The organism is Variovorax sp. LARHSF232 (genome assembly GCF_052871435.1).
In genome coordinates this window covers 227,723-253,761 of sequence record NZ_JBIXJS010000004.1, presented here as the reverse complement: position 1 = coordinate 253,761, position 26,039 = coordinate 227,723, and the positions used below count along the sequence as shown (strand labels likewise).

General features: G+C 68.3%; 21 protein-coding genes. 4 read left to right on the top strand and 17 right to left on the bottom strand.

The window, feature by feature from the left end:
• Window positions 1-13: 13 nt before the first annotated feature.
• Genes ACIPRI_RS13380 through ACIPRI_RS13360 form a run of 5 tightly spaced genes read right to left on the bottom strand, consistent with a single transcriptional unit; the run spans window position 14 to window position 3,114 of the window.
• Window positions 14-565, bottom strand: a complete 552-nt coding sequence (locus ACIPRI_RS13380; RefSeq protein ID WP_446621939.1) for a pilus assembly PilX family protein — start codon at window positions 563-565, stop codon at window positions 14-16.
• Window positions 562-1,626, bottom strand: coding sequence for a PilW family protein (locus ACIPRI_RS13375; protein WP_446621938.1), 1,065 nt, complete (start codon window positions 1,624-1,626; stop codon window positions 562-564). The genes ACIPRI_RS13380 and ACIPRI_RS13375 overlap by 4 nt, the downstream gene beginning before the upstream one ends.
• Window positions 1,623-2,204: a type IV pilus modification protein PilV gene (pilV, locus tag ACIPRI_RS13370; RefSeq protein ID WP_446621937.1), complete on the bottom strand. Its 582-nt coding sequence runs from the start codon at window positions 2,202-2,204 to the stop codon at window positions 1,623-1,625. The genes ACIPRI_RS13375 and pilV overlap by 4 nt, the downstream gene beginning before the upstream one ends.
• Window positions 2,201-2,692, bottom strand: a complete 492-nt coding sequence (locus ACIPRI_RS13365; protein ID WP_446621936.1) for a GspH/FimT family pseudopilin — start codon at window positions 2,690-2,692, stop codon at window positions 2,201-2,203. The genes pilV and ACIPRI_RS13365 overlap by 4 nt, the downstream gene beginning before the upstream one ends.
• The gene (locus tag ACIPRI_RS13360; protein ID WP_446621935.1) at window positions 2,683-3,114 is read right to left on the bottom strand and encodes a type IV pilin protein; all 432 of its coding nucleotides are present in this window, start codon (window positions 3,112-3,114) and stop codon (window positions 2,683-2,685) included. The genes ACIPRI_RS13365 and ACIPRI_RS13360 overlap by 10 nt, the downstream gene beginning before the upstream one ends.
• 128 nt (window positions 3,115-3,242) lie before the next feature.
• Here ACIPRI_RS13360 and ACIPRI_RS13355 point away from each other — a divergent pair, with 128 nt between their 5' ends.
• A complete protein-coding gene (locus ACIPRI_RS13355) occupies window positions 3,243-3,437 on the top strand; it encodes a hypothetical protein (protein ID WP_446621934.1) in 195 nt (64 codons plus the stop codon).
• Here the strand turns inward: ACIPRI_RS13355 and ygiD are convergent.
• Complete coding sequence (gene ygiD, locus ACIPRI_RS13350) at window positions 3,395-4,270, bottom strand: 4,5-DOPA-extradiol-dioxygenase (RefSeq protein WP_446621933.1); 876 nt, start codon at window positions 4,268-4,270, stop codon at window positions 3,395-3,397. The genes ACIPRI_RS13355 and ygiD overlap by 43 nt on opposite strands.
• 77 nt (window positions 4,271-4,347) lie before the next feature.
• Window positions 4,348-8,472, bottom strand: coding sequence for a phosphoribosylformylglycinamidine synthase (purL, locus tag ACIPRI_RS13345; protein WP_446621932.1), 4,125 nt, complete (start codon window positions 8,470-8,472; stop codon window positions 4,348-4,350).
• Window positions 8,473-8,592: 120 nt separating this feature from the next.
• Here purL and map point away from each other — a divergent pair, with 120 nt between their 5' ends.
• From map to ACIPRI_RS13330, 3 genes are read left to right on the top strand one after another with little or no spacing between them, the layout of a single operon-like run.
• Window positions 8,593-9,405 carry a type I methionyl aminopeptidase gene (gene map, locus ACIPRI_RS13340; RefSeq protein ID WP_446621931.1) on the top strand — a complete coding sequence of 271 codons (813 nt, stop codon included), beginning with the start codon at window positions 8,593-8,595 and terminating at the stop codon, window positions 9,403-9,405.
• 50 nt (window positions 9,406-9,455) lie between these two features.
• Window positions 9,456-12,041, top strand: a complete 2,586-nt coding sequence (locus tag ACIPRI_RS13335; RefSeq protein WP_446621930.1) for a [protein-PII] uridylyltransferase — start codon at window positions 9,456-9,458, stop codon at window positions 12,039-12,041.
• Between the two features lie 8 nt (window positions 12,042-12,049).
• The gene (locus ACIPRI_RS13330) at window positions 12,050-12,733 is read left to right on the top strand and encodes a haloacid dehalogenase type II (RefSeq protein WP_446621929.1); all 684 of its coding nucleotides are present in this window, start codon (window positions 12,050-12,052) and stop codon (window positions 12,731-12,733) included.
• Between the two features lie 9 nt (window positions 12,734-12,742).
• Here the strand turns inward: ACIPRI_RS13330 and ACIPRI_RS13325 are convergent, their stop codons facing one another.
• From ACIPRI_RS13325 to ACIPRI_RS13280, 10 genes are all read right to left on the bottom strand, one after another.
• Entirely contained in the window at window positions 12,743-14,146 is a 1,404-nt protein-coding gene (locus ACIPRI_RS13325) for an MFS transporter (RefSeq protein ID WP_446621928.1), read from the bottom strand.
• Window positions 14,147-14,202: 56 nt separating this feature from the next.
• Window positions 14,203-16,122: a bifunctional sugar phosphate isomerase/epimerase/4-hydroxyphenylpyruvate dioxygenase family protein gene (locus ACIPRI_RS13320; RefSeq protein WP_446621927.1), complete on the bottom strand. Its 1,920-nt coding sequence runs from the start codon at window positions 16,120-16,122 to the stop codon at window positions 14,203-14,205.
• Between the two features lie 168 nt (window positions 16,123-16,290).
• On the bottom strand, window positions 16,291-16,845 hold the full coding sequence (locus tag ACIPRI_RS13315) for a DUF2939 domain-containing protein (protein WP_446621926.1): 555 nt from the start codon (window positions 16,843-16,845) through the stop codon (window positions 16,291-16,293).
• Window positions 16,842-18,230, bottom strand: a complete 1,389-nt coding sequence (locus tag ACIPRI_RS13310; protein ID WP_446621925.1) for a BatD family protein — start codon at window positions 18,228-18,230, stop codon at window positions 16,842-16,844. The genes ACIPRI_RS13315 and ACIPRI_RS13310 overlap by 4 nt, the downstream gene beginning before the upstream one ends.
• Entirely contained in the window at window positions 18,227-19,876 is a 1,650-nt protein-coding gene (locus tag ACIPRI_RS13305; protein WP_446621924.1) for a VWA domain-containing protein, read from the bottom strand. Before ACIPRI_RS13305 ends, ACIPRI_RS13310 begins: the two co-directional genes overlap by 4 nt.
• Window positions 19,876-20,919 carry a vWA domain-containing protein gene (locus ACIPRI_RS13300; RefSeq protein ID WP_446621923.1) on the bottom strand — a complete coding sequence of 348 codons (1,044 nt, stop codon included), beginning with the start codon at window positions 20,917-20,919 and terminating at the stop codon, window positions 19,876-19,878. The genes ACIPRI_RS13305 and ACIPRI_RS13300 overlap by 1 nt, the downstream gene beginning before the upstream one ends.
• Entirely contained in the window at window positions 20,906-21,427 is a 522-nt protein-coding gene (locus tag ACIPRI_RS13295) for a DUF4381 domain-containing protein (RefSeq protein WP_446621922.1), read from the bottom strand. Before ACIPRI_RS13295 ends, ACIPRI_RS13300 begins: the two co-directional genes overlap by 14 nt.
• A complete protein-coding gene (locus ACIPRI_RS13290) occupies window positions 21,424-22,452 on the bottom strand; it encodes a DUF58 domain-containing protein (protein ID WP_446621921.1) in 1,029 nt (342 codons plus the stop codon). Before ACIPRI_RS13290 ends, ACIPRI_RS13295 begins: the two co-directional genes overlap by 4 nt.
• A gap of 26 nt (window positions 22,453-22,478) precedes the next feature.
• Window positions 22,479-23,453 carry an AAA family ATPase gene (locus ACIPRI_RS13285; RefSeq protein ID WP_446621920.1) on the bottom strand — a complete coding sequence of 325 codons (975 nt, stop codon included), beginning with the start codon at window positions 23,451-23,453 and terminating at the stop codon, window positions 22,479-22,481.
• 27 nt (window positions 23,454-23,480) lie between these two features.
• Complete coding sequence (locus ACIPRI_RS13280) at window positions 23,481-25,991, bottom strand: fused MFS/spermidine synthase (RefSeq protein ID WP_446622101.1); 2,511 nt, start codon at window positions 25,989-25,991, stop codon at window positions 23,481-23,483.
• Window positions 25,992-26,039: the final 48 nt, after the last annotated feature.

Below are 26,039 nucleotides of genomic sequence, written 5' to 3'. Positions count from 1 at the left end.
TGCTCCTTGCCGATCAGCACGCCGAGCCCACCGCTACCCGAACCGCAATGCCCTGATTCGTGGCAACACCAGCGGCGCCGCCGTTGGGTGCCGTCGCGGATGCCCTCACATTCCAGTTGGAAGCCGAGCACAGCGAATTGCCGCCGCTGCCCGCGCCCACGATGCCCGTGTTGGCCGCCGCGCCACTGGCATAGCAGGGCTGGTCAGCCTCCACGGCCGGGTCCAGTTCGCTCAATTTGATCGCCTTGACACCGGTGCACACCGGCGCGTCCACCGTGGCGGTATAGGTGGAGCCGGTCTGACCGCTGTTGTTGATGTCGACCGCGCTGGTGGTCGCATGCGGGTTCAGCGTGAAGTCCTTGCTGATGGTGGCTTCGATGGCCTGGAGAGCGGCCGCGTCGGCCTCCTTTTCAGTCTGCAAGTTGCCCACCATCTTGGTATTCATCGTGCTCACCTTGACGGCCGACACCACCATCAAGGTGATCACCACCAGAAAGATCATCGACACGAGCAAAGTCGCGCCGCGCTGGGCGCGCCGCACGCGGGCGACGTCGGAATGTTTCATGGCGCTTCCCTCTGGCCCGAGGCGTTGTACAGGCGGGCCACCGTGCTGTAGGCGTGCCGCTTGATGCGGTCATTGAAAGGCCCGGCTTCCGGCACCGCCAGGCCGAGGTCGTACTTGCGCCCGTCGGTCCAGCCGGCGCTGCCTTCCAGGTTGCGTGCCAGCACATGGACGCGCACCGCCATCACGTTGTTCCAGTTCTCGGCGGCGGTCCAGGCGTATGCGGTGGGGGTCGTCTGCGGGCAGACGGCCTCGGCCTTCTCCGCCTCCGGCGGCAGCGTCGGATTGCTGACGTAGCAGTCAGGCGAGCCGTTGGCATCCATGTCGATGCCGTAGTCGAACTGAAGGTTCTCGATGCCTTCGACCAGAGGCGTGACGCTCATGGCGCCGTCCTTGTACTCGGCCACCTTGAGGGTGGGCGTGGTGTCCTTGCCGCAGTCGTTGCAACTCGCCACGAAATAGATCTGCTGCACGATCTTGCGCAGCGGCGCGAGGTTGGCGCTCTTGCAGTCCTTCTGCATCAGGGTGAAGGCGGAGGTTCCGGAACCGGCCGCCACGGCGAAGGGCACCAGGTCATTGGCGCAGGTCGACACTTGAAGGTAGCGCTCGGCGGCTACGGCGGAAGCCACAGGAACGGCGCTGGTGTGCACGCGCGTGAGAAGCAGCATGGCCGTGCCCGCCAGGACGTTGTCGATGCAGGTGGGCGCGGCATCCAGCCGGTAGACCGGGTACGGCACCTTCGAGGTGCCTGGGTTGGTTTCCGCCTGATAGCCCAGCTCGGCCAGCGTGCTGGGGCAGGCGACCGGCGCCACGGTTGCGAAGGCAGTGCTGGCGGTGGCGCCAACATAGCCGGCGAGCTGAATGTTCTCGCTGAGCACCTGCATCGCGTAGCGGCCGTTGTCGATCTGGCGCGTGGTCTTGTCGAGCTCGGAGCGTGAATTGACGGTCGAAACCAGGAGGCTCACCAACCCAATCAGGAGGAACATGCCCAAGGTGATGGCCACCATCAGCTCCACCAGTGTGAAGCCGCGGGCCGCGATCGAGAGACGGCGCAGATTCGTCACTTGAGTGCTCCAATGCGCACCTTGGTGGTGGCCACACGATGCAGTTTTTCGTTGCCGTAGGCGTCGGCGCCGCACGGGAATTTGGTCGTTTCGTCAGCCAGCAAGGGCGCCGCCGTGTGGGCCAGCCCCTGCCAGGCGACGGCGATCAGGTAGATGCTGTCTGCCGCGCTTTCCTGCGTCACGCAGCCGACGGCGCCGATCATGCCGCCAAGCTTGCTGTCGCCCTGCGTCTCGGCGGCTCCCTTGAGCATTGCGTCCCAGGCGGCCAAGTCTGCGGCGGCGCGCGCACGCTCCTGTACGGTGCCAGTAGTGCAGTCCGGTGCCGTACTGCTGCCGTTGCCCAACGTCACACCGGTCGCACCGTTGGAATAGCAGGCCGCCACCTTGCGGTTGGCGTTGAGCCGGTCCGCCATGTCTTGCAACAGTTGCAGCGCGTGCACGCGCTGATAGGCCTCCAACTCCGACAGATTGGCGCGGCTGCTGATGCCGACCAGTCCCAGCAGGCCGAACAGCAGGATCACCAGCGAGACCAATACTTCGATCAGGGCGATGCCGCGCGCGTTTTTTCTGCTGCTCATGAGCAGGCCCCCACCCGGCTGCTTGGCAGCCCGCTTGTGCCGATCGAGATGCAGCGCGAGCTGACGCCGCTCATGACGTTCGAAGGCGAGATGGTGAAACGGGTGGCGCCGGTGCTGGCACGGCCGTCCTTACCGTAGGTGATGGTGGAAAGGTCCGCCGAATCGGTGATGGACAAATTGCTCAACGCTTGCTGGTTGAGGATGTCGTTGGTCCCGACCTTGACCTTCCAGCCGGCGGACCAGTCGTCTCCAGCCTTGACGAAAGAGACGTTGCCGTTGCGGGTGACTGCCTCGCTGCGCGCCAGCATCAAGGCCGCCATCAGATCGAAGGAGGTGTTTCGGATGCGCTGGTTGGCGATGAAGCTGCTGAAGGATGGCGCCGCCAAGCCTGCCAGCACTGCCATGATCGTGATGGCGGTGATCAGCTCGATGAGGGTGAAACCACGAGCACGGCGCGGCGACCTAGTGCGGCCTCTTGCTACCAGCATGAGGTCCCTCCGCCCGAGGCGGTTTTTGCGCCCGCCTCGTCGATCGTCAGGGTCCCGCAAGCCGCATCGCGCGCCGCTTGGTTGGTTTTTGGTGCTGCGGTAACGGTAAATCCCGGCAGCGCGGTCCCGGTCTTGGGCGCCGTCGTCACCGTGTAGTTCGACACCACGCTAGGAGGCGCGCTCAGGTTCAGCGCCCCAAGGTCGGCGGCATAACTGCGCTTGTCGAGCAGATACCGCTGCTGCAGGTTCGACACTTCCAGCAGGAAACCCTGCGCCGCCGAACGGTTCGAACGGATGACGTAGCTCGTGTACGAGGGATAGGCGACCGCAGCCAGGATGGCGACGATGGCCACCACGATCATCAGCTCGATCAGCGTGAATCCACGCGACGCCTTCCGAGGCAGTTCCGTAAGCAGGCTCATAGGTAAAAGCACCACATTCATCGGGTCGGCCTGCTTCCCCGCCCCGAGGTAAGTCAATTGGCCATTGGAGTTTGTGTAACTGTATGTGATAAGTGTGAATCTCTCACATCGAGCCTAACAAGAAATGTGTGAACTTTTCCCACCAACAACACTTCGTGCCGCTCAGCGGTCGCGGCAAGGGCTTGAACGGTAGCTGGGTAGTACCGAAGCACTCCATGAAACAAAAAAAGCGGCCCGTATTGGGCCGCTTCTTGATGGGGGTGCCGAGCGAGTGGCGGCGCTACGCCCAGACCACCGACCGCATCGAAATCGACGCCGCCTGAAAGTCTTCATTGAAGAAGCGCGGCTGCTCCTTGGCCGCATCGACCGCGCCCGCCGCATAGAGCAGCGGCAGATAGTGGTCATAGGTCGGATGCGCCTGCACCGCCACCTGCCCCAGCTTCTGGAAGTCCGGCAAGGCCGCCAGCTCGCCCTTGCGGATCTGCTCGCCCACCACCTTGTCGAACTCGACGGCCCAGTCATGGGCCTGGTTCGGCGGGGCGTCGCGCCGGGTGGCGCGCAGGTTGTGCACGATGTTGCCGCTGCCCACGATCAGCACGCCGCGCTCGCGCAGGGCGCGCAGTTGCTGCCCCAGCTGGTAGTGCTCGGCGGGCGAGCGGCTGTAGTCCATGCTCAGCTGAGCCACCGGGATCTCGGCCTTGGGGAACATGGGCTTCAGCACCGACCAGGTCCCGTGGTCCAGACCCCACTCGCTCTTGTCCAAGCCAAGGGCCGCGCCGCTGACCGGCTGGCGCACCGCCTGGCCGATCTCCAGGGCGGCCTTGGGCGCGCCGGGCGCCGGGTACTGCTGGTCGAACAGTTCCTGCGGAAAGCCGCCGAAGTCGTGAATGGTCTTGGGCTTGTCCATGGCCGTCAGCCACCAGCCGCCGCGCGTCAGCCAATGGGCCGAGATGCACAGGATGAGTTGCGGTGGAGCGTATTTGGCGAGCAGCTCCGCGCCCAGGGCCTGCCAGCTGCGCCGGTAGGCGTTGTCGCCAATCGCGTTCATCGGGCTGCCATGGCCCAGGAACAGCACCGGCAACCGCGCCGAAGGCTTCAGGTTCTTGAAGACAAAGGCGTTTGCGGACGCGGCTTCGGACTCGAAAGGCAGGGACATCGGAACAACTCCAGCGGCGAGCAAGGCGCCGGCGCCGAGGATGGCACGGCGCTGCCTGCCTTGCTCGCGCAAGGCCATCAGCTCACCCATTTGCGGGCGTTGCGCCAGATCTGCATCCAGGGGCTGAGCGCGCTCTTGTCGCCGCTGGTCCAGCTCATCTGGATGTTGCGGAAAACGCGCTCGGGGTGCGGCATCAGCGCGGTGAAGCGGCCGTCCGCCGTGGTGACCGAGGTCAGGCCGCCGGCGCTGCCGTTGGGATTGAAGGGATAGCGCTCGGTCGCCGCGCCCTGGTGGTCCACATAACGCATCGCCGCGATCACCTGGCTGGCATCGCCGCGGTGCTTGAAGTTGGCATAGCCCTCGCCGTGCGCCACCGCGATCGGCAGGCGGCTGCCGGCCATGCCGGCGAAGAACAGGCTGGGCGACTCCAGCACTTCCACCAGCGACAGGCGCGCCTCGAAGCGCTCGCTCTGGTTGGTGGTAAAGCGCGGCCAGTGCTCCGCGCCCGGAATGATGTCGGCCAGCTCGGCAAACATCTGGCAGCCGTTGCACACGCCCAGGCCGAAGGTATCGGCACGGCCGAAGAAGGCCTGGAACTGCGCCGACAGGCGCGGGTTGAACGTGATGCTGCGCGCCCAGCCGATGCCGGCGCCCAGCGTGTCGCCATAGCTGAAGCCGCCGCAGGCCACCACGCCCTTGAACGCGGCCAGGTCGGCGCGGCCCGACTGCAGATCGGTCATGTGCACGTCGAAGGCGTCGAAGCCGGCTTCGGTGAAGGCGTAGGCCATCTCCACATGCGAATTGACGCCCTGCTCGCGCAGGATGGCCACCTTGGGCCGCGCGGCGCCGACGATGGCCGGCGCAGCCAGGGCGGCTTGCACCGACTCGGGCAGGTAGACGTGCAGGCCCGCGTCGGCCGGATCGCCCGCCGCCGCGTGCTCCTGGTCCGCGCAGGCGGGGTTGTCGCGCTCCGCCGCGATCTTCCAGCTGACCGAATCCCATACCTGGTGCAGATCCTGCAGGCTGGCGCCGAACACCGACTTGGCATCGCGCCAGATTTCCACGCGGCCCTTGCCGGCTTCGATGATGGAACTGTCGGGGCGGGTCTTGCCGATGAAATGGCTGCAGGCCGACAGGCCATGCGCGCGCAGGGTCTGCATGACCTCGTTGCGGGCATCGGTGCGCACCTGCAGCAGCATGCCCAGCTCTTCGTTGAACAGCGCCTTGAGCGTGAGCTCTTCGCGGCGCGCGCTCACCTGGCTGGCCCAGTTCTTGGCATCGCCGTACTCGGCACGGCTGTCGCTGATGCCGTCGCCTTCGGTCACCAGCATGTCGATGTTGAGCGCCAAGCCCACGTGGCCGGCAAAGGCCATCTCGCAGGCGGCGGCGAAGAGGCCGCCGTCGCTGCGGTCGTGCATGGCCAGGATGCGGCCCTGGGCGCGCAGCTCGTTCACCGCGCTCACCAGCCGCACCAGGTCTTGCGGGTCGTCCAGGTCGGGCACCGCATCACCGCCCTGCCCCAGGATCTGGGCCAGGATGCTGCCGGCCATGCGCTGCTTGCCGCGGCCCAGGTCGATCAGCACCAGCGTGGTGTCAGCCTCTTGCGCATCGAGCTGGGGTGTCAGGGTGCCGCGCACGTCGTCGATGGAGGCAAAGGCGCTGACGATCAGGCTCACCGGCGAGGTCACGCGCTTTTGCGCGTCGCCCTCGCGCCACTGGGTGCGCATGGACAAGGAATCCTTGCCCACGGGAATCGAGATGCCCAGTGCCGGGCACAGTTCCAGGCCCACGGCCTTGACGGTCTCGTAGAGCGCGGCATCTTCACCCGGCTCGCCGCAGGCGGCCATCCAGTTGGCCGACAGCTTGACCTTGGGCAGCTCGATGGGCGCGGCCAACAGGTTGGTGATGGCCTCGGCCACCGCCATGCGGCCGGAAGCCGGCGCGTCGTAGGCGGCCAGCGGGGTTCGCTCGCCCATGCTCATGGCCTCGCCGGCAAAGCCCGCGAAATCGGCCAGGGTCACGGCGCAGTCGGCCACCGGCACCTGCCAGGGACCGACCATCTGGTCGCGATGGCTCATGCCGCCCACCGTGCGGTCGCCGATGGTGATGAGGAAGCGCTTGGAGGCCACCGTGGGATGCGCAAGCACCGCAATGGCCGACTTGGTGAGGTCGACGCCGGTCAGTTCGAGCGCCTTGAACTGGCGTGCCACCGTCTTGACGTCGCGGTGCATCTTGGGCGGCTTGCCCAGGAGCACGTCCATCGGCATGTGAACGGCCTCGTCGGCATCGTCCGCCTTCGGGTCGGCCAGCAGCAGCTGGCGCTCCTCGGTGGCCACGCCAACCACCGCGAAGGGGCAGCGCTCGCGCTCGCAAAACGCCTGGAACTGCGGCAAGGAATCCGGCGCGATCGCCAGCACGTAGCGCTCCTGGCTCTCGTTGCACCAGATCTCCTTGGGCGCCAGGCCGCTTTCTTCCAGCGGCACCGCCGACAGGTCGAAGCGGGCGCCGCGGCCGGCGTCGTTGGTCAGCTCGGGGAAGGCGTTCGACAGGCCGCCGGCACCCACGTCGTGAATCGCCAGGATCGGGTTGGCATCGCCCTGCAGCCAGCAGTGGTTGATGACCTCTTGCGCGCGCCGCTCGATCTCGGGGTTGCCGCGCTGCACCGAGTCGAAGTCCAGCTCGGCCGCGTTGGCGCCGGTGGCCATCGAGCTGGCGGCGCTGCCGCCCATGCCGATGCGCATGCCCGGGCCGCCCAGCTGGATCAGCAGAGTGCCGGGCGGGAACTTGATCTTCTGGGTTTGCTGGGCGTCGATCTGGCCCAGGCCGCCGGCGATCATGATCGGCTTGTGATAGCCGCGCTGCACCGTGTCGACATCGCTTTGCACGGCCTGCTCGTACTCGCGGAAATAGCCCAGGAGGTTGGGCCGGCCGAATTCGTTGTTGAATGCGGCGCCGCCCAGCGGGCCCTCGGTCATGATCTGCAGCGGGCTGGCGATGTGCTCGGGCTTGCCGTAGCTGCCCTGCGGCAACGCCGGGCCGCCCCAAGGTGCCGCGCTCCCCTCGGGGGACGACGGCGAAGCCGTCTGGGGGCCCTGTTCCGGCCACAGCTTCGAAACCGTGAAGCCGGTCAGGCCGGCCTTCGGCCGCGAGCCGCGGCCGGTGGCGCCCTCGTCGCGGATCTCGCCGCCAGCGCCGGTGGACGCACCCGGGAAGGGCGAGATTGCCGTCGGATGGTTGTGCGTCTCCACCTTCATCAACACGTGGTGCAGGGCCTGGCTCTTCTCGAACTGCGGAGCCTTGCCGGCACCGGCCTCCAAGCGGGCGCTGAAGCGCTCGACCTGGTGCCCTTCCATGATGGAGGCGTTGTCCGAATAGGCCACCACCGTGTGCTGCGGATTGGTGCGCTCGGTGTGGCGGATCATCGAGAACAGGCTTTGCGGCTGCTTCTCGCCGTCGATGGTGAAGTCGGCGTTGAAGATCTTGTGGCGGCAGTGCTCGCTGTTGGCCTGGGCGAACATCATCAGCTCGACGTCGGTCGGGTTGCGGCCCAGCCTAGTGAAGGCGTCCACCAAATAGTCGATCTCGTCCTCGGCCAGGGCCAGGCCGAAGGCCTTGTTGGCGTCTTCCAGGGCAGCGCGGCCGCCGGCGGCGACGTCCACGTGGGCCATCGGGGTGGCGGGCAGCTCGGCAAAGAGGGCCTCGCCATCGTCCAGCGATGCCAGCACCGATTCGGTCATGCGGTCGTGCAGCAGCGCGGCCACGGCGGCCAGCTTGTCGCCCTCGAGCTGCGGCGCCCTGCCGATCAGCGGGGCTTTCAGGCCCACGTGGAATTCGCTCACCCGCTCGATGCGGCGCACCGCCAGGCCGCAGTTGTGGGCAATGTCGGTCGCCTTGGAAGCCCAGGGCGAGACGGTGCCCAGGCGCGGCGCCACCACGATGGCGGCCGCTTCGCGCCGCGGCGCCTCGGCCAGCTCGCCGTAGCTCAGCAAGGCACCGAACTGGGCATGCTGCGCATCGGAAAGGGGCTCGTCGGTGGCCACCAGGTGCACGAAACGGGCGCTCAGGGTCTCGATGCGCGGGTCTACCGCCTGCAGGCGGGGCAGCAATTGGCGGGCGCGGAAATCGCTCAGGGCGCTGGCGCCGGTAAAGCGCGTCACGGTGGGGGCGGTGTGGGGCCGGTTGGAGGTCACGGGCAGCGTCAACTCGTTGAATGGGCGGGGCGGCCCTGGATTGGGATCGATAGCTCGGCAGGCGCCTGGCCGCTGACTGGGGCCATCCGCGCAAACCCTGAATTCTAGTGTTCCCGATGGGATAATTGCCGCATGAGCATCACCTACAAAGACGCCGAAGGCGTGGCCGGCATGCGCGTGGCGTGCCGCCTTGCATCCGAAGTGCTGGATTACCTCACCCCGCACGTCAAGCCGGGCGTCACCACCAACGAACTCGACAAGCTGGCGCACGACTACATCACGCTGGTCCAGGGCGCCATCCCCGCACCACTTAACTACATGGGCGGCGGCTCCATCCCCTACCCCAAGTCGATCTGCACCTCGGTCAACCACGTGGTGTGCCACGGCATCCCGAACGACAAGGCCCTGAAGAAGGGCGACATCATCAACCTGGACATCACCGTCATCAAGGACGGCTGGCACGGCGACACCAGCCGCATGTTCATCGTGGGCGAAGGCTCCATCGCCGCCAAGCGCCTGGTGAACTTCACCTACGAGGCCATGTGGCACGGCATCGTCAAGGTCAAGCCAGGGGTGCGGCTGGGCGACATCGGCTTTGCCATCCAGCGCTTTGCCGAGAGCAACAGCTTCTCGGTGGTGCGTGAATTTTGCGGCCACGGCATCGGCCGCGGCTTCCATGAAGAGCCGCAGGTGCTGCACTACGGCAAGCCCGGCACCCTGGACGAACTCAAGCCGGGCATGACCTTCACCATCGAGCCGATGATCAACGCCGGCAAGCGCGACATCAAGGAGTTCGGCAATGACGGCTGGACCATCGTGACGCGCGACCATTCCCTGTCGGCGCAATGGGAGCACACGGTGCTGGTCACCGAAACGGGCTACGAGGTGCTGACCCTGTCGGCCGGCAGCCCGCCCCCGCCTGATTTCGTGAACGCCGCCGCTTGAGCCGCGACAAGGCGCGCCAGCGGCTCATACCGCAGAGCTGGACAGCAGACATGGTCGACATTTCCATGCTGCGCGACGCCTATCGCGCGCACAAGACCTCGGTGTTCGATGCGCTGCGCAACGCCCATGCGCCGTCGCGCGGGGTGCATGCGGTGCTCAAGCAGCTTTCCACCCTGGCCGACGAGGCCCTGCGCGCCCTCTGGAACGAGGCCGGCTTTGGCAATCAGTTCGCGCTGGTGGCGGTGGGTGGTTTTGGCCGCGGCGAGCTCTTTCCGCATTCCGACGTCGACGTGCTGCTGCTGCTGCCCGACGGCGACGGTGCCATCGATTCGGCCAAGCTGGAAGCCTTCATCGGCCAGTGCTGGGATGCCGGCCTGGAAATCGGCTCTTCGGTGCGCAACCTGGAAGAGTGCCTGCTCGAGGCCGCCAAGGACGTCACGGTGCAGACCTCGCTGCTCGAGTCGCGCCTGGTGGCCGGCGACAAGAAGCTCTACGCCACCTTCCGCCAGCGCTTCCTGGCCTCGGTCGATCCGAGCGAGTTCTTTGCCGCCAAGACGCAGGAGATGCGCCACCGACACCAGAAATACGAGAACACGCCCTACGCGCTGGAGCCCAACTGCAAGGAGTCACCCGGGGGCCTGCGCGACCTGCAGATCATCCTGTGGGTGGCCAAGGCAGCGGGCTTCGGCAGCAAGTGGGACGACCTGGCCCGAAACGGCCTGGCCACCGCCTTCGAGGTGCAGCAGATCAAGCGCAACGAGGCGCTCTTAAGCCTGATCCGCGCCCGCCTGCACGTGATCGCCAACCGGCGCGAAGACCGCCTGGTGTTCGATCTTCAGACCGCGGTGGCCGCCAGCTTCGGCTACGAAGGCGAATCACAGCGCAAGGCCAGCGAGGCGCTGATGCGCCGCTACTACTGGGCCGCCAAGGCGGTGACGCAGCTCAGCGAGATATTGCTGCTGAACATCGGCGAGCGCCTGCAGCCGCAGGCCGACGAGCCCGTGCGCATCAACGAACGCTTCTTCGACAAGGGCGGCACCATCGAGGTGGCCAGCGACGACCTGTACCTGCGCGAGCCGCACGCCATCCTGGAGACCTTCTGGCTGTTCGAGAAGACGGTGGGCGTGAAGGGCCTGTCGGCCCGTACCCTGCGCGCGCTGTACAACGCGCGCCACGTGATGGACAGCAAGTTCCGCAACGACCCCGCCAATCACGAGATGTTCATGCGCATCCTGAGGGAGCCGCGCGGCATCACGCACGCCTTCAGGCTGATGAACCAGACCTCGGTGCTGGGGCGCTACCTGCGGGTGTTCCGCAGCATCGTCGGCCAGATGCAGCACGACCTGTTCCACGTCTACACGGTGGACCAGCACATCCTGATGGTGCTGCGCAACGTGCGGCGCTTCTTCATCGTCGAGCATGCGCACGAGTACCCCTTTTGCTCGCAGCTCGCCGGCGGCTGGGACAAGCCCTGGGTGCTGTACGTGGCCGCCCTCTTCCATGACATCGCCAAGGGCCGCGGCGGTGACCATTCGGTGCTGGGCGCGCGCGACGTGCAGCGCTTTTGCCGCCAGCACGGCATCGAGCGCGAAGACGCGAAGCTCATCGAGTTTCTCGTCAGCTCGCACCTGGTGATGAGCCATATCGCCCAGAAGCAGGACCTGAGCGATCCGCAAGTCATCGGCGACTTCGCCAAGCTGGTTGGCAACGAGCGCTACCTCACGGCGCTGTACCTGCTCACCGTGGCCGACATCCGCGGCACCTCGCCGCGCGTGTGGAACGCCTGGAAAGGCAAGCTGCTCGAAGACCTGTACCGCGCCACCGCCCGCGCCCTGGGCGGCCGCATGCCCGACCCGGGGGCCGAGATCGAGGCACGCAAGCGCGAGGCGCTGGCGCTGCTGGCACCGCACGCCCTGCCCTTCGAGGCGCACAAGGCGCTGTGGGAGACGCTGGACGTCGGCTACTTCATGCGCCACGACGCCGCCGAGATCGCCTGGCACACGCGCCAGCTGTCGCGCCACGTGCCGCTGGCCGGCGTGCCGATCGACCCCAAGGCGCCGCCCATCGTGCGCGCCCGCATGTCGCCGGTGGGCGAAGGGCTGCAGGTGCTGGTCTACACGCCCGACCAGCCCGACCTGTTCGCGCGCATCTGCGGCTACTTCGACCACGCCTCCTTCAGCATCCTGGATGCCAAGGTGCACACGGCCAGCAACGGCTATGCGCTCGACACCTTCCAGGTGATCACCACCTTCCTGCCGGACCACTACCGCGAGTTGATCAGCATGGTCGAGACCGACCTGGCCCATGCGCTCACCGATCTGGGCGAACTGCCCGCGCCCAGCCGTGGCCGGGTGTCGCGCCGGGTCAAGAGCTTCCCGATCAAGACCCGCGTCACGCTCATGCCCGACGAGAAGGCGCAGCGCTGGGTGCTCAACATCTCGGCCAGCGACCGGATCGGCCTGCTCTATTCGGTGGCGCGCGTGCTGGCCCGGCACCACCTCAACCTGCAGCTGGCCAAGGTCACGACCCTGGGCGAGCGGGTGGAAGACACCTTCCTGATCAGCGGCCCCGAACTGCAGGGCCACCGGTCCCAGATGGAAATCGAAACCGAGCTGGTCGAGGCGCTGTCCTCCTGAGACCGCGCATGAACATCCGGGCCATCGTCTTCGACCTCTACGGCACGCTGGTCGACGTGCATTCGGTGCGGGGGCGCTGCGAGGCGCTCTTTCCCGGCCAGGGCGCGGCGCTCAGCATGCTGTGGCGTCAGAAGCAGCTCGAATACACCTGGCTGCGCAGCCTGATGGGGGACTTCGCGGATTTCGACCAGGTCACGCGTGACGCCCTGGTTTTTGCCTGCCGGCAACTCGCGCTGCCGCTGGATGCGCGGAGCGAGCAGGCGCTGTGCGACGCCTACCTGCGGCTCACGCCCTTTGCGGAAGTGCCGGCAGCGCTGACGGCGCTGAAGGCGCGGGGACTGCCCCTGGCCGTGCTTTCCAATGGCAGCGCACGCTCGATCGAAGACGTGGTTCGCCATGCCGGCCTTGGCGGGCACTTCGCCCATCTGCTGAGCGTGGATCCGTTGCGCATCTTCAAGCCGCACGCCAGCGTCTATCAGCTGGCGACGGATGCGCTGGGCGTGGACCGCGCCTCGATCCTGTTCGTGTCTTCCAATGCCTGGGACGCCAGCGGCGCGCGTCATTTCGGCTTTGTCACTGCCTGGCTGGACCGCGGCGCCGGCCACTTCGACGAACTGGGCCAAAGGCCCGACCTCATCGTGGCCGGCCTGGACGCCATCGTGCCCTGGCTCGATGCGCTCGGGCGCCCGTGAAGTAGTCGTTCAGGCCTTGGCCAGCTGGCCCTGCGCCACAGTCTGGGCACGCATGCGCTCGTAGTCGGGCTTGGGCACCGGCACCGCGTCCGCGTTGCCCAGATCGTTCATGTGGATGCGGTAGGTCTCGCGCGCGCTGGCACAGGCAATGGCGGCCAGCACCGTCACGCCGAAGGTGATGGCACCCACCGTGAACCAGATGTTGTCTGAGCCAGGAGGCGCCACGGCGGCGAACAGCGCCGGCAGCATGGCGGTGACGGTGGTGCCGAGGTTCTGCGAGATCGCCATTGCCGAAACGCGGCTGCGGGTGCGGAACAGCTCCGGATAGAAGCTCGGGAAGGTGGCGTTGTAGCCCTGGTAGACCACGCCCCACATCAAGAGCGAGATCACGATGGCCAGCGGCACGTTGCGGATGCTGATGGCGTACAGGTAGGCAAAGGACAACAGGCCCGACAGCAGCGCGCCGACGATGATCGGCGGCTTGCGCCCGATCTTGTCCGACAGGTTGCCGACGAAGGGAATCACGATCACGGCCAGGATGTTGCCCAGCACCGGAATCCACAGGTACACGTCTTTCGCAAAGCCGATGCCGTAGGCCGACTGCACCGCATAGGCCGCACCGAACACGGTGGCCACCACCGGGATCACGTTCATCAGCGCCATGCAGATCACGCGCAGCATGTCCTGCCAGCTGTCCTGGAAGGCCATGACGATCGGCGACTTGGGCACTTCGCCCTGCTTGCCTTCTTCGGTGAAGGCCGGCGTCTCCGCCACTTCGCGGCGAATGATGTAGCCGGCCACGATCACCAGGAAGGACAGCAGGAAGGGAATGCGCCAGCCCCAGCTGTTGAAGGCGTCTTCGGGCATGTAGTGGGCCAGCGGCAGGAAGACCGCGGCCGCCAGGATCTGGCCGGCCTGCACGCCCTGCAGGGTGAAGCTGGCAAAGAAGCCGCGTCGGCCAAAAGGCGCGTGCTCCAGGATCATCGAGCTGGCGCCCGAGATCTCGCCGGCCACCGCGAAGCCCTGCACCAGGCGCAGGATCACCAGCAGCACCGGTGCCAGCAGGCCCACTTGCGAATAGGTGGGCAAGAGGCCCACCGCCACGGTCGAGAAGCCCATCAGGAACATGCAGATCAGCAGCACCTGCTTGCGCCCGTGCGTGTCGCCCATGTGCCCGAGCACGAAGGCGCCGATGGGACGCGCCACGTAGCCCACGCCATAGGTCGCCAGCGAGGCAATGATGGCCAGCTTGGGGTTGCCGGCCGGAAAGAAGATCTGCGGAAAGATCAGCGACGCCGCGGTGGCATAAATGAAGAAGTCGTAGTACTCGAGCGCCGAGCCGATCCAGCCGCTGGCGGCGGCCTTCTTCGACTGGTGCGTGCCCTGCGGCTCGTGCTCGTTGGGATTGGCCATGGTTGTGGTCTCCTGCCTGATGTGTGTGAACGACGGGGATGCGAAAAGAAAAGGCTTCAGGTCTGCAGCTGCGCCTCGGACGCCATGCGCGCCGGCGCGTTGCTGGCGCCGTAGGCGTCGTAGCCGGCCTGGCGCTGCACCAGTTCGAAGAAGAAGCCGCCCTCTTCGAAGCTTTCGGTGTAGATGTGCAGGTAATCCTCGCCGGCCGGCGAGCGGTCGAGCAGCACGCCGGCAGCGCGCAGCCGCGCCAGCAGGACCTGGTCGACGTCCATGCGGGTGGGCAGGTCGTCGTAGTAGTTGGGCGAGATCGGCACGAAGCGCACGCCCTGCGCACGCAGCTTGTTTACCGATTCGAAGATGTCCTCGCAAGCCAGGGCGATGTGATGCACCGAGCCACCGCCGCGCACATTCACCGTGCGGGCGGTGCGGGTGCGCCGGCTCATGGAGGCATTGAGCACCAGCCGCACCGTGCGCGCTTCGTTCGCGAAGCCGCGGCTGCGAATCAGGCCGAAGGGGTCGGCCAGCTCCAGGCTTTCGCCCGCCGTAAGGCCCAGCACGGCGCGCGAGAACAGCACCCAGGTATCGAGCTGGTCGGACGCCAGGCCCAGCGCCACGTGGTCGATGGCCATGAGGCCGGCGGACGCGCCGGCATCGGCTATGGCGGCGGCATCGAGGATGAAATCGGCCTGGTAGAGCCCTTCGGGCCCCAGGTCCGCGTCGATGAAATGGATCAGGTTGCCGCCCGGCACCACGATGGCCGGCACGGTCACTTCGCCTGCACCGACCGGGCTGTCGTGGCGCTGCGAGCACATGCCGGTGGCGCGCTGTACCGACTGCTCGGGGTGGGTGCTGCGGATGCCCAGCGCGCAGACGCCGGTGCCGTGCAGCGTGAAGCGGCTGCGCGCAAAGGAATCGGGCTCGCCATTGACGATCAAATGGATGTCGCCCTGGCGGTACAGCACCACCGCCTTGGAGCGGTGCCGCCCTACCCGCTTGAAGCCGAGTTGCAGAAAGAGCTGGCCAAGCGCCACGGCCGAATCGTCGTTGGCCGCGAACTCGATGAAAGAAAGGCCCTTCATTTCCGGCACCACCGGCGGATCGAAGAGCTCGACCGCCTGCAGCGCGCGCTGCGCCTTGGCATCGACGGGCGCCGAGGCCTGCAGGCGCTGGCGCACCTGGCTTTCCAGATACAAAAGGGAGCGCATCGCATCCACCGCGGTGCGCCGGTTCGGCGTCTCGCGGAACACGTCATTGAAGATCTCCAGCGACAGCACGCCCTGGTAGCCAGCACGCAAGACCTGCTCGAAGAAACCGGCCATGTCGAACTCGCCCTGCCCGGGGAAGGAGCGGTGATGGCGCGCCCACTGCAGCACATCCATCGACAGCAGCGGCGCGTCCGCCATCTGCAGAAAGAAGATCTTCTCGCCGGGAATGTCGGCGATGCCGGCCGGATCGTCCTTCAGCGACAAGGTGTGGAAGCTGTCGAGGATCAGGCCCAGATTCGCGTGGTCGGCCCGGCGCACGATGTCCCAGGCCTGTCCGTAAAGCTTGGTGGCGCGGCCCCAGGCCAGCGCCTCGAAGCCGATGCGCAGGCCGCGCTGGGCCGCGCGCCGCGCCAGCTCCTGCAGCTGCTCGGCCGCCAGCGCCGGATCGTCGATCACCAGCGGCGAGGTGTTGGAGCAGCACAGCATCAGCTCTGCGCCCATCTCTCCCATCAGGTCGAACTTGCGCTCGGCCCGCTCCAGGCTGCGCTGGAACTGGGCCGGCGGCATGGCTTCGAAATCGCGGAAGGGCTGGTACAGCGCCAGGGTCAGGCCCAGGTCTTCGCCGATGCGCTTGAGCTCGCGCGCCGAGCCCTTGAAATTGATGAAGTCGTTCTCGAACAGCTCGTAGCCGTCGAAGCCCGCTGCCGCGATGGCTTCCAGTTTTTCACGCAGGGTGCCGCTGAGGGAGACGGTGGCGATGGATCGGCGCATGGGACGAACTTTAGGTTTGCCCTCCGTTGGCGCCAAGACCTGAGCACGTCGACTGTTCGATGATCGCACGCAGCAACACAACAAACGCGCAGATCAGGGGCTTCTCCCTAGGACTCCCGCCGCCAAGTTGAACGCCCGGCATCGCCTGCCGAGCGCAGATCGATCGCCCTATTGGCCCGGCAGCAGCAATCCACTCAGCTTCCAGTCGATCAGGCCGCTGCGCCGCAGGATGAAGCCGCCGGCCTGCGGTGCCTGGCTGGATCGCACCTGCACGGTGGCGCTGTCGACATAGCGCAGCTGCGCCTCCCACTCGCCCAGGTCGGCGTCGCCGGAGGCCGGCAGCCGGCCGATGCCGCCCAGCGCCCGGCTGGGGCGGCCTTCGATCAGCATGGCGATCAGGAGGGGTGGCGAGGTCAGGGCCTCCGTGAGCGGATCGACCTGCGCTGCCGCCTGGGCACGTGCGCCTTCCGCCTGCGCCTTGCCGCTTTCGGCCTGCGCGTCGTGCAGCGCCTCGCTCAACTTGAAGCCCAGCGACAGCCGGACGCTCTGGCGCAGCGCGCTCTGGTCGACGCGCGCCAACAATGCGTCGACGTCGCGTTCGCGCGCTGCCTCCTTCATCTGGTGCACCGACCAGTAGGGGCTGGCGTAGATGCCCGCGGCCACGAGAAGAAGAAGGACGATGGCCAGGCCGGCGCCCAGCGCGATGGATTTGTTGCGGGTCATGCTTTCGAATTGCTGCTGCGAAATGGATTGAGCGGGCCCAGCGCGTGCTGTCGCCAGCGCCGGTTGGTTGGCGCTGGCCGGACGGCGCGCCATTGTCGATGGGCCGCCCGCAGGGCGGCGGCGCAGGCGCCCCCCGACCACGGCGTCGTGCCCCCTGACGCGGTTGTGGCGCCGCCATAGAGCTGGCGCTGCAACGCCTCGATCTGCGCGCCCAGCGCCGTGTCCTGCAATTGCGCGGCCCATGCGTGCGGCGCGGCGCCGGCATGGGCGCTGCACCAGGCCAGCAGCGCAGCATGGGTGCGCCGGGCGTCGCCCTGCGCGCTGGCGTCGAGCACCTGCCGGAACATCGCGCCGTCGGAAGCCGCCTGGGCCTGGCGTCGGGCATTGCGCCGGGCCTGCCAGCGCAGCCACTGCCCATGCCCCCACCAGGACAGCGCGGCCAGCAGGATCAGGCTGACCGCCTGGACGGCCAGCGATGCCCAATCAATGGGGCGCCGCGGCGCCGGGTCGACACCCAGCGCCGGCACTTCCGGCGCAATGGCTTCGCCGCGATGCGCCGCGGCGGCCACATGCACCGTGACGGCGGGCGCCTGCGTACTCATCGGCCGGCGGCTGGCCGGGTCGAACCATTTCACCTCGATGGCCGGCAGCGTGTAGCGCCCCGCCTTCTCGAACACGTAGGTGGCGCGGTCGGTGCGCGTGCCACCGACGAAGCCGCCGCCGCCGCTCGGGTTCTCGTCGCTGAGTTGCGGGTCGGCGACGAAAACGCGCACGCCGTCCGGCGCCTCGAAACGTGGCGGCGGGATCAGCATGGCCTGGGTGCGCGCAGCGGAAATCTCGATGCTGCGCACCAGGGCATCGCCGGCCTTGAGGCCATCGGTGCTGCGATCGAAGACCTGGCGGATCGTCAGGCGGGCCACCGGCAAGGCCGCCCCGCCAGGCGCCGCCGCGCCTTCCGGCTGGCGCGCCGTGATGCGGGTGGGCGGCAGGGTCAGGCTGGCGCTGCGCGGCTTGCCGTCGTCGCCGCCGTAGCTGAACTCGATCTTCACCGGCGGCAAGCTGAAGTCGCCGGCCTGCTGCGCAGCGAACTGGTAGCTCTTGGTGATGGTCGCCAGGGTTTCGCCGCCCACCTGCTCCACGCCGTTCTGCCCTCGCTCGTCCGGCATGGTGACGATGGCGCCCGGCACCGCCAGCGGCGGAAATGGCGGTGCCGAGGTGAAGAAGTTGGGCGCCGCCACCGTCACGTCGATCTGCACCTGCTGCCCCACGAGCACCGGCTGGCTGGCCTGCACCTCGACCCGCAGCGCCGGTTCGGCCGCCTGCGTCGCGACGGTCGACAAGAGACCCAGCAGCAGGCCAAGCGTTGTGCAAAGAACGCGGCTCACGGCCTGGCTCCCGCCGGCTGCCTGGAAGCACCCTGGCTCTGCAACGCAAACTTGCGCGCCAGCAACTCGGTTGGCGTGGTCTGGATGTTGCGCATCCAGGCCTCGGCGCTTTGCGCATTGGCCAGCTGCATCTGCTTCTGGCCTTGCTTGCCCTTGTCGTCGAACTGGATCTGGTCGGGCGCCAAATCGGGCGCCTGCTCCTGCGTTGCCGGGTCGTCCTTCTTCTTTAGCGGCGTAAGCTTGGCCATCAGCGCCAGGTTGGCCTGGGCCTCCTTCCAACCCGGGCGGCGCTGCAGTGCCTGCGTGTAGCGCGCTGCCGCCTCCGGGTAGCGCTTCAACTGCGCCAAGGCATTGCCCTGGTTGTATTCGCCCTCGGCCGAATCGACGAGCGCGAAGACCTGCACCGCATCGGCATGGCGGCCACCGCGGTACAACGCGATGCCGCGCCACATCGGATCCTGGAACAGCGCGGCGGCGGCCTTGAAGTCGCCCTTCTCGAAGGCGCGGCGGCCCTGCTGGTCGGGCGTGAGCCAGAGATCCACGAAGCGCCCACCGTGCTCGGCCGGCACCTCGCTCGAAGGCGTCTGCGCCAGGCCGTCCTGCGGCAGCATCGCCAGGCCGACCAGCAGGCCCAGCATCCATGCGCCGACCCAGCGCACCGTCCAGCCCTTGCGGAACCACAGCGCGCCCAGCACGGCGATGGGCCAAAGCAGCCACCAGCCCGCCTCCTTCCAGCGCACGTTCGCGTCCGACTCCTTCTGCGCCAGGTGCGACTGAACGCGGCGCTGCACCCAGCGCACATCGTCGTCACCCTCCAGCGTGACCGTGGCCACCGGCACGCCGGACTCGCTCTTCAGCCGCTGCAAGGCCGCCACGTCCAGCTTGGCAAAAAGCTGCTGGCCGCTCGCGTCCGTCACGAAGCCATCGCCCGGCACGGCGCGAACCGGCCCGCCCTGTGCGGTGCCGAAGCCCAGCACCACCGGCTGGCTGCGGCCGCTGTCGAGCTGGGCCTTGAAGGCGGCCGTGGCAGCGGCCTCGACGCCATCGGTGAAGAAGACGATGGTGCCGGGCGTGTCCTCTTTGCCGAGCACCGCGTCGATGGTGCGCAGTGCCAGCGCCGTGTTCTTGCCGGGCAGCGGCATGATGTGCGTCTGCAGCGCGTCCACGAAGGTCTGGACGAGCTGGCTGTCTTCGGTGAGCGGCAGCACCAGGTGCGTGGAGCCGGCATAGGCGTAGACGGCGGTCCGCGCGCCCTGGCGCTGGACCAGCAGGGCCTTGACCTTGAGCTTGGCGCGCTCCAGCCGGGTCGGGCTCACGTCGATCGCGTCCATGGTGCGCGACAGGTCGATGGCGATCGCCAGCGGCGCCTTCTCCTCCACGAAGGGAGGCCGGTCGCGCTCCCAGGTCGGGCCCGCCATGGCCAGCGCGCCCAGCACAATGAGCGCGGCCGCCAGGTGCACCGGCCGCAGCCGCCAACCGGCGCGTCCCTGCACCACCAGGGCCTCGAGCAGATGCGCGGCGATGGCCTGGCGCCAGCGCCGCCGCACATCGCCCTGCCGGCCCACCACCCACAGGAGCCAGCCGGCCGGCAACAGCGCCAGCAGCCACAGCGGCCGCAGGAAATGGAACTGGGCCAGCGCGTCCATCAGGCCGGTCCTCCCGCCCCGCGGCCGGGCAAGGCGCCCTCGCCTTCCGGCCGGCGCCGGCCCAGGCGCCGCCGGACCCACGCGTAGGCCGCCATCAGCAACTGGTAGGCGATGAGCAGCGCCAGCGCGGCGCCGAGCGGCCAGAGGAACAGGTCGCGCTTGGGCCGCCACGACAGGGTCTTGTGGTTTTCCGGCGTGATGCGGTCCAGCGTGGCGTAGATCTGCGCCAGTTCGCCTTGATTGCCGCCGAAGAAGAAGCGCCCGCCGGTGGCGGCGGCCACCGCGCGCAGCACATCCAGGTCGACCTTGTCCTCGCCGCTGGCATTCGGGTCGCCGATGCCGACGGTGTGCACGATCACCTTGCGCTCCTTGGCGATGTCGGCGGCGCGCGCGGGCGGCATCTTGCTGGCCGTGTCGTTGCCGTCGGTCAGCACGATCAGCACCTTCTGCCGTGCCTGGCTGGCATCGAACATCTTCAGCCCCAAGCCGATGGCATCACCCAGCGCGGTGCGCGGACCGGCCATTCCGGGCAGCATCTCGTCGATCATGGACTGCACCAGGGCATGGTCCATGGTGAAGGGCACCTGCGGGTAAGGCGCGTCGCCGAACACGATGAGGCCGATGCGGTCGCCCGTGCGGCGCGCGACGAAATCGCGCACCACCTGGCGCACCGCATCGACGCGCGGCACCATGGTGCCGTCAGGATTCTTGAAGTCGCGCGTGTCCATCGACTGCGACAGGTCCAGCGCCAGCAGCAGGTCGCGCGCCGGCTGGATGTGCTCGATCGGCGGCTCCACCCATTGCGGCCGGGCCAGCGCCAGCACCACGAGCGCCCAGGCCAGCGGCGCCAGCAGCCATTGCAGCCAGTTGCGGCGAGCCACCACGGCACCGGCGGCCGGCTTCAGCCCGGTGGCGCTGGCCACCTCGCCGAAGAATGGCAGGCGCACCGAGGCACCTTCTTCGCGGTAGGCCGGCAGCAGCCACCACACCAGAAGGGGCAGCGGCAGCAGCACCAGCAACCAGGGGTACTCAAGCTGATACATGGTCCTGGACCCATTGGCGCGAGGCTTCCAGCAGCACCTCCACGTCATGCGCCGAGACCCGCGCCAGCGCCTCCCGATCGCGGTATTCGAGCTCGCGCACCAGCGGCGCCAGCGCCTGCGCGCCATGGGTGGCGTGGCCGGCATGCGCGACGATGAAGCGAGCCCAGTCCTCGCCGTTCAACCCTGCCACCTGCGCGCGCGGCCAGGCCGCCAGCGCGCAGCGCTTGAGCAGCACCGGCAATGCGACCAACACCTGCGCGCCCTCTTCGCGGGCGCCTTCGGCCCTCTGCCATCGCGCCTCGAGCCGCTTCAGCTCGGCCAGCGCGTCGCGGCGGTAGCGGTTGCGCCAATAGCGCCGCAATGCGCGCGAGGCCAGCCACAGCGCGACTCCGGCCAGCAACACGGCCAGCACGTCCCAGCCGACGGTCTGCGGCGTCCAGGGGGGCGGCGGCGGCTGCGCCACATCGGCCAGTTGCGCCAGCGAAGGCACCTCGGCGGTGTTGCTCATGCACGCCTCCCCCGGCGCATGTGGGCGCTGTCCTGCCCCAGCAGGCGGCGCAATTGCGGCGCCGTCTCCTCGGCGGCCGACAGCGGCAGCACCGGCACGCCGATCAAGTGGCGCCATTCGAACAGCTCGCGGCTGCGCGCATCGACGAAGCTGGCAATGCCGCGCCGCACGGCATCGCGGCCCAGGCCCAGCTCCACCTGCAGTTCGCCGTCGCTCACCACCAGGTCGCCCGCCGGTGGCAGCTCGCTCATGAAGGGATCGTGCACGATCACCGCCAGCAGGTCGTTGCGCGCGGCGATGCGGGTGAGCAGGTCGCGCGTCATGGCGTCATGGCCGTCGAAGTCGCTGATGACGACCACCAGGTGATCGTGGTGCGCCAGCCGCGCCGCGTGCTGCAGGGCCCGGTTGAGCTGATCGCCGCCCCGTCCGGCCGGCGCGTCGGCACGCAGCAGCTGGTTGCGGTGCGCCACCTCGCCCAGCAGGTGCAGCACGGCTTCGCGGCTGCGCTGCGGCCGCAGGTCGGAGAAGTCGGTGTCGCCGAACACCAGCCCGCCGACACGGTCGCCATCCATCAGCACGCGCCAGGCCACCAGCGCCGCTGCCTCCGCCGCGCTGACCGACTTCATCGCACGGCGCGTGCCGAAGAACATGTTCATGCGCTGGTCCACCAGCAGCAGCACCGGCCGGTCCTTCTCTTCCGAATAGACGCGCACGTGCGGCGCGCCGGTGCGCGCCGTCACGCGCCAGTCCATGCTGCGGATGTCGTCGCCCGGCAGGTAGGGCCGCAGCTCCTCGAACTCCAGGCCGCGCCCGCGCACCTTGGAGGCATGCCGGCCTGCCAGCACGCTGTGCACGGGCTGTCGCGGCAGAAAGTGGAAGTCGCGGGCCGCGATCTCGAGGGCGGCGAGATCCGCCGCGCTCACGTACACGCCCGGCCGCGTGGCTGGGCCGGCGACGGCCGGTGCAGCCAGCGGCGGCCCGGCGCGGGCCCGGCTCGCCAGGTGCAATCGCGTGGGGCTGCGCATCGCGCCTTCCTCGCCGGTGGCGCCCCTCAGGCGACGGCCACCTTCTGCACCAGGCGGTCGATGACGGCGTCCGCATCGATGCGCGCCGCATGCGCCTCATAGGACAGGATGAGGCGATGGCGGAACACCTCGTGCACCACGGCCTGCACGTCTTCCGGCGTGACGTAGTCGCGACCCTGCAGCCAGGCAAAGGCGCGCGACACCTTGTCCAGGCCGATGGAGCCGCGCGGGCTCACGCCGACCTGGATCCATTGGGCCAGCTCTGGGTCGATGGACGCCGGCTCGCGCGTGGCCTGCACCAGCGCCACGACGTACTGCTCCACCGCCTCGCTGACCTGCACCGCGTGGATCTCGGCACGCGCGGTGAAGATGCTGTCCTGCGAGAGCCGGGCCTCGCCCTGCGCGGCGCCATGGGCGGCGGCTGCTTCCTCGGCGCGCGCCAGTTGCACGATCTGCGACTCTGCCGACGCCTCGGGGTAGCCCACATTCACATGCATCAGGAAGCGGTCCATCTGCGCCTCGGGCAGCGCATAGGTGCCTTCCTGCTCGATCGGGTTTTGCGTGGCCATCACCAGGAAGAGCGGCGGCAAGGCGTGGGTGGTCCCGCCCACAGTGATCTGCCGCTCTTCCATCGCCTCCAGCAGCGCCGCCTGCACCTTGGCCGGCGAGCGGTTCACCTCGTCGGCCAGGATCAGGTTGGCGAACAGCGGCCCGGCCTGAAAGCGGAACTCGCCCTTGCCGCCTTCGCTGAAATAGATCTCTGATCCGGTGATGTCGGCCGGCAGCAGGTCCGGCGTGAACTGGATGCGCGACAGCTTCGCGTCCAGGTGCCTGGCGAGGCTCTTGATGGCGCGGGTCTTGGCCAGGCCCGGCAGCCCTTCCACCAGCAGGTGGCCGTCGGCCAGCAGCCCGAGCAGCAGGCGCTCGATCATCTTCTCCTGGCCGACGATGGATTCGCCCATCTGCCCCTTCAGGCGTAAAACGTCGTCGCGTGCGCTCATGATGGCAGCCCTCGAAGCATGAAAGATTCAGCGCGGCTGTGCGCTGCTGCTGCCGCCGGTGAACCAGCGGTAGTAGGGATTGGCGGGATCGTCGCGCATCAGCTGCTGCACATCGCGCGCCCACCCGGCACGATCGCCTTCGTAGGCGTGCAGGCCGGCACTGTAGAAGCGGTAGAGATGCTGACGCTCCCGTGCAATTTGCGTCATCAACTCGGCGCTGGCGCCCAGCAGCGCCGGCTCGCTGCGCAGGTCCAGCATGCGAGACAGCACGCGCGGAAAGTCCTCGCGCCGCACCCAGCCGGCGTACTCGATGCGCGGGTGGTCGTCCGTGACCGCCGGCGCTTCGCCGGCGTAGCGCGCCAGCATGGCGTGGTCGCCCACCCAGGTGGCCAGCAGTGCCGCCGGCGAGGCCACGCCCACCTCGCCCAACGCCGCCATCACCGAAGGCTGCGCCAGGCGTTCGGCGATGCGCGCCGCGTCGAGCACGATGGGTTGCATCGAGCCCACCAGCATCATCTCGTGCAGCTCGGTGGTCCACAGCGTGGCATGCGGAAAGACCTCGATGAAGCTCTTGACCAGCGAGCGCGTGTCCTCGTCGTTCTGCGTGGGCAGCGGCAGCCATTGCGCCACCAGCCCACCCGCCTGCAGCCGGCTGGCGGCCAGGCGATAGAAGTCGCTCGAGTAGAGATTGACCACGCCTGCCGCCGAAGGCGGTGGCGGCTCCAGCGTGATGAGGTCGTAGGCCTGCTCGCTGCGCAGCAGTTCGCGCCGGCCATCGCGCACGCGAATGTCCACGCGACCGTCGCCGACGATGCCGTGGTTGCCGCGAAACTGCGGCGCGGCGCGCACCACCGCCGGCAGCAACTCGGCCACCACCCGCTGATCGAGCGCGGGATAGGCCAGCAAGGCGCCGCCGGTGATGCCGGTGCCCAGGCCGATGACCAGCGCCGAGCGCGGTTCGCCGCCGTGCACGATCAGCGGCAGCAGCGCCTGCAGCCGCATGTAGCGCAGCGAGGTCATCGCATCGCCCGAATTGGACACGCCCTGGATGTACAGGCGCTTGAAGCGGTTCTGCCCGGTGCGCTGCTCCACCACGGCCACGGTGCCGCCGCGGCTTTCCTCGTAGAAGACCAGATCGCCGCCGCGCGAATGCGTGAGCAGGCGCGCCAACCGGTCGGGTGGCGCCAGCGCGGCACCGGCTAGCACGAAGCCGGCCAGGGCCGCGACGCTCCAACGCGCCAGCGGCCGCACGCCCGGGCCGGCCAGCACCGCCGCCAGCCCCACGCCGCAGGCCGCCACTGCCAGCACCGCCATGGCCCGCACCAGGCCCAGGAGCGGCACCAGCACAAAGCCCGCCAGCACCGTACCCGCAATGCCGCCCAGCGTGTTGAGCGCCACCACGGCGCCTACGCCCTGCCCCACCCGCCTGTCGTCCACGCCCAGGCGCAGCACGATCGGAAAGGCAGCGCCGAGCAGCAAGGTCGGCACGAACACGATGCACAGCGCCGCCACGGCGAAGCGCGCGGACATGGAGGCCAGCAGGCCGCCGCCGGCGTCCAGCACCCAGCGCGCCACCATCGACTGCCATTGCAGGAGCCAGGGGCCCAGCAACGCGATTTCCAGCAGGGCCACGGCGCCGGCCGCGCTGATCAGCCAGGCGAAGGCACCCCAGGGGTCGCGCAGGCTGTCGGCACGGCGCGCAATCCACGCGCTGCCCAGCACCAGCCCCAGCAGGTAGCTGGCCAGCACGATGGCAAAGGCAAAACTGCGGGTACTGATGAACTGAACGATGGCTTGCGACCAGACCACCTCGTAGCCCAGTGCGATGCCGCCCGCGATGGCATAGAGCACCAGGGCCAGGCGGGCGTTGCAGCTGCGCACCGGCGAATCCCGGAGCACCGACGAGTCAGCGGCGACCGGTGCGGCGTTGCGCGCCAGCCAGAGCGCGCCGCCTGCCGCCAGCAGGTTCAGCAACGCGGCCGCCAATGCACTGCCGCGAACGCCAAACCTGGGAATCAGGAAAAACGCCGCCAGCAACGTACCGCCAATGGCTCCGCAGGTATTGGCCGCGTAAAGCCGGCCGCCGGCCGTGCCCACTTGGCCCAGCACCGGCCGCAAGGCGCGCATCAGTACCGGCAGGGTTCCGCCCATCAGGCCGGCAGGAATGCCGACCAGAGCAAAAGGCAGCGACCAGGCCAAGGGGCCGACATGGTCTTCCAGCAGGACAAAGGGGCGAGCCGCCAGCGCCAGGCCCAGCGTGGCCGCCACGCCCAGCAGGGCCACGACGAACTCCAGCACGGCATAGAGGCGCAGGGGCCGCGTGCTGTGGTCGGCCAGGCGGCCGAAGGCCCAGCCGCCCAGCGCCAGCCCGCCGAAGAAGGCGCTGACGCCCACCGTGACGGCGTAGACGTCCACGCCCACCACCAGCGAGAGCTGCTTGATCCACAGCACCTGGTAGATGAGCGCCGCCACGCCCGAGACGAACAGCAGGGCCGCCGGCCACGCGGCGCCGAGCGCCAGTGTTGCACTGCGTGCCACTAGATCGGCCGACCGGGTCGCCGCCTTGTTGCGCAGCGTCACGCCATG

Coding starts and splice junctions, on each gene's coding strand:
- ACIPRI_RS13360 (WP_446621935.1), bottom strand. CDS start 3,114: ATGAGCCTGCTTACGGAACTGCCTCGGAAGGCGTCGCGTGGATTCACG.
- ACIPRI_RS13285 (WP_446621920.1), bottom strand. CDS start 23,453: ATGAGCGCACGCGACGACGTTTTACGCCTGAAGGGGCAGATGGGCGAA.
- ACIPRI_RS13305 (WP_446621924.1), bottom strand. CDS start 19,876: ATGGACGCGCTGGCCCAGTTCCATTTCCTGCGGCCGCTGTGGCTGCTG.
- pilV (WP_446621937.1), bottom strand. CDS start 2,204: ATGAGCAGCAGAAAAAACGCGCGCGGCATCGCCCTGATCGAAGTATTG.
- ACIPRI_RS13330 (WP_446621929.1), top strand. CDS start 12,050: ATGAACATCCGGGCCATCGTCTTCGACCTCTACGGCACGCTGGTCGAC.
- ACIPRI_RS13290 (WP_446621921.1), bottom strand. CDS start 22,452: ATGCGCAGCCCCACGCGATTGCACCTGGCGAGCCGGGCCCGCGCCGGG.
- ACIPRI_RS13320 (WP_446621927.1), bottom strand. CDS start 16,122: ATGCGCCGATCCATCGCCACCGTCTCCCTCAGCGGCACCCTGCGTGAA.
- ACIPRI_RS13315 (WP_446621926.1), bottom strand. CDS start 16,845: ATGACCCGCAACAAATCCATCGCGCTGGGCGCCGGCCTGGCCATCGTC.
- ACIPRI_RS13300 (WP_446621923.1), bottom strand. CDS start 20,919: ATGTATCAGCTTGAGTACCCCTGGTTGCTGGTGCTGCTGCCGCTGCCC.
- ACIPRI_RS13365 (WP_446621936.1), bottom strand. CDS start 2,692: ATGCTGGTAGCAAGAGGCCGCACTAGGTCGCCGCGCCGTGCTCGTGGT.
- ACIPRI_RS13380 (WP_446621939.1), bottom strand. CDS start 565: ATGAAACATTCCGACGTCGCCCGCGTGCGGCGCGCCCAGCGCGGCGCG.
- ACIPRI_RS13295 (WP_446621922.1), bottom strand. CDS start 21,427: ATGAGCAACACCGCCGAGGTGCCTTCGCTGGCGCAACTGGCCGATGTG.
- ACIPRI_RS13335 (WP_446621930.1), top strand. CDS start 9,456: ATGGTCGACATTTCCATGCTGCGCGACGCCTATCGCGCGCACAAGACC.
- ygiD (WP_446621933.1), bottom strand. CDS start 4,270: ATGTCCCTGCCTTTCGAGTCCGAAGCCGCGTCCGCAAACGCCTTTGTC.
- ACIPRI_RS13325 (WP_446621928.1), bottom strand. CDS start 14,146: ATGGCCAATCCCAACGAGCACGAGCCGCAGGGCACGCACCAGTCGAAG.
- map (WP_446621931.1), top strand. CDS start 8,593: ATGAGCATCACCTACAAAGACGCCGAAGGCGTGGCCGGCATGCGCGTG.